The organism is Thermogemmatispora sp., assembly GCF_019683755.1.
Lineage (GTDB): Bacteria > Chloroflexota > Ktedonobacteria > Ktedonobacterales > Ktedonobacteraceae > Thermogemmatispora.
Genome location: NZ_JADGHT010000486.1, coordinates 1 through 2,685, shown reverse-complemented (window position 1 = coordinate 2,685; position 2,685 = coordinate 1). Strand labels below are relative to the sequence as shown.

2 protein-coding genes are annotated in these 2,685 nt (G+C 60.1%); both read right to left on the bottom strand.

Going from position 1 to position 2,685, the window contains the following annotated elements; all coding sequences use genetic code 11:
* Window positions 1-748, bottom strand: a 748-nt coding sequence (locus IRZ24_RS19115; RefSeq protein ID WP_297167969.1) for a VOC family protein, incomplete at its 3' end; no start/stop codon positions are given.
* Window positions 749-822: 74 nt separating this feature from the next.
* Entirely contained in the window at window positions 823-1,791 is a 969-nt protein-coding gene (locus tag IRZ24_RS19110) for a hypothetical protein (protein WP_297167967.1), read from the bottom strand.
* Between the last annotated feature and the right edge of the window lie 894 nt (window positions 1,792-2,685).

Genomic DNA, 2,685 nt, shown 5'->3' with positions numbered 1-2,685 from the left:
CCAGGGTATGATGATCGGTGTTGCAACGCAGCCAGGCCCACTCACGCAGCAGCCAGTCAGAGATGTCAAAGCCCAGGGCTTCCGTATAGAATTCAACCATTGCCTCCAAATGTGGTGTCTGAAGCGCTACATGCTGGAGCGCGAGAGGGCGCAGGCGCGCCTGTCGGCGTCCGCTGGCAGCGGCGTACTGCGTAAAGGCCTCGTCGGAGGCCACAGCGATCTCGATACGGTTGCCATCGGGATCACGGAACCAGAGCGTATCACCACGCTCGCTATCGCCGTCACGAGGCTCGAAAGCCAGCTCTACCCCCAACATATTCAGGCGCGCGGCCAGGGCCGCTAATTCGGCCTCTGTATCCACTTCGAAAGCAATATGATGCAGCCGGCTCTGAGGCAGCACAAAGCGACTATCTGCCTTGCCAGAACGAGAATCGCGGGTATCAGCAAAGAGGGCCAGGCAATGATGTTCATCACCCAAAGCGAGAAAGGCGCTAGCCGCCTCGACCTCCATTTCTTGCCCTACTGTGCGCACTTCGCTTGAGCGCAGATCAAGACCCACCACCTGGCGATAGAAGCGGGCTTGAGTTGCAACATCGCTGGACCAGAGGCCCACATGCATCAAGCGCCTGACTTTTACCTTTTGAATCTGCTGCTCGCTCACTGCTGCCTCCAGGGAAGGGAACTGCTGCCGACTGCCGTTGGCATGTCTACCTGCGGCTGACTGGGCCAGTGGAAGCTTATCAGCCAAGCACCCAACACTCTCATTTTCTGGGGAATCATACCCAGAGCGAGCGAGCCAGGTCAACAGATCTCCCCCAAAGGTCATAGCTGTTCGCTTTCACCCTGCTGGTTCTCCAGCTCCGTCAAAGAACAAGAGCGAGCCACCTCTGTTGTCTCTCCAGACTCAGCGCCATGACGGGGCTGAGTCTTTGGGATCTCCGTCGGACGCCCGACACTACTGGCTGACCGTGGAGGCTGAGCCTGCAAGTCCTGCTCCAGAGACTCAGGCCAAGCCTGAATACCCGCCTGGCCTGGGTTGCTAGTGGGGCCAACCAGGGGGGGAGAAGGAGCGACAAGCGGGGAGAGAGCAGGCTCCCAGCCAGTCGGAGTACCCGCAGAAGAGCAAGGCAGCTCATCCGCTAAAGGGGCCTGAGTGGGCTTAGAGAAAGAATGACGCTCTCCCCACTCGCAGCGCGCCCCGGAGGCGGAGGGTGGCATCGACGGCCAGGGCAGCTCGGTCAAGGCTGGCTCCAGCTCGCCACGGGAGAGATCGAAAGTTTCCAGCACTCGTACAAGCGAGGGCGGATCTGGCATCGGCGTTTCTGGCGCTCCCGGTTGACCAGGCAGGCTCTTCCAAGGAAGTCCAGCAGAAGAGGAAGCAGGAAGAGAGGAATCCATAATCATTTGCTGCGAGAGGGGCACAGAAGGCAGATTCGCGGGCCAGCGCGGTCTGAGAGCCAGCAGGGAAAGCGCCAGGGCGAAGGCGGCACACAACGGCAAAAACCAGAGATGCCAGAGCACAGCCAGCACGAGGGTGCCACCGCTCAGCATCGAGGAGGCCACAAGCGCGGCCAGAAACAGACGTGATAACCATTGCGTGCTACGCAACTTTGGCGGCAGCGAGGAACGCTGTCGCATCAAGCGCGCCCGGCGTCGCTGAGCAGCCTTGCTGGTCTCTACGAACCGTCGCGCTCTGGCAGGCCAGAGCGCGCGACTCACCCCACGAGAAAGGCGGCTTGCGCGCTCAACCAGGATATAGACCTTCTTGTCGCTCTTGCTGTCTTCACTCATCACACATCCACCCCTGTGCAAAGAACAGGGCCACCACCCAGTCCCCAGAGAGATGACAGCCAGGTTGTCCTGTCGCGATACTGAAGTGCCGGCAGGAAGCCGGTGACACTCCAGTGCCTCAGCGAGGGACGCGCATGGGGCAGAGGCACGCACTACCACACCACACACATCATCCCTTGCTATATACGATGATACGCCGAGCACCAAAAGGAGATACTGGCTGGCTGGACGGATATCCTCATACAAGGACTGTATGAGAGAAAACCAAAAATCCCAACCGACAACAACCCCACCATCGCGGGAGACCCCCTCACGGACGGTCTTTAGCCTGGCCTTCTCGAGGCGGCGGCATCGTCACCCCACCACCACATAGCTACCTCCTGCCTGCCTGTCTGCCTGCCTCAGCATGCACCCGACAGGCGAAGGCAACCCGCCCCGAGTCGGACCACGCTTTCCCGCTCCGTCCACGCCATAGTAGCAGCCCGACGACACCCTCTATAGCCGCGTCGCAGCGGTGCGCCTGGCTCGCGTGCTCACCAGCTCGCCCGGCCATTAGCTCGCCACACCTCACGCACCGCTAACGACGCGCTACCACCGAGAGGCCAGCACACGCCCTGCGTTCAGGAACCAGCCACAGCACAAGCTAACCCCTAGCAGGCAGACGTGTACCACCTCCAGACCTCTCCGCATCTGCTCGTGCCCGCGCATCGGCACTTCACTACCGCGACAGGAACACCCCTTGTGTGCTACCTGCACCGTAGGAAGCTACTCAGAAGGAGCACGCTCCTTCTTGCATACCACCTCCGCTTCTTCAGCTTCAAACAAGCTCCGATCTGAGATCACGCTCTTATTGTACCTCCCTATGCTTCTCTAACGGTTACAATACGATTGAAT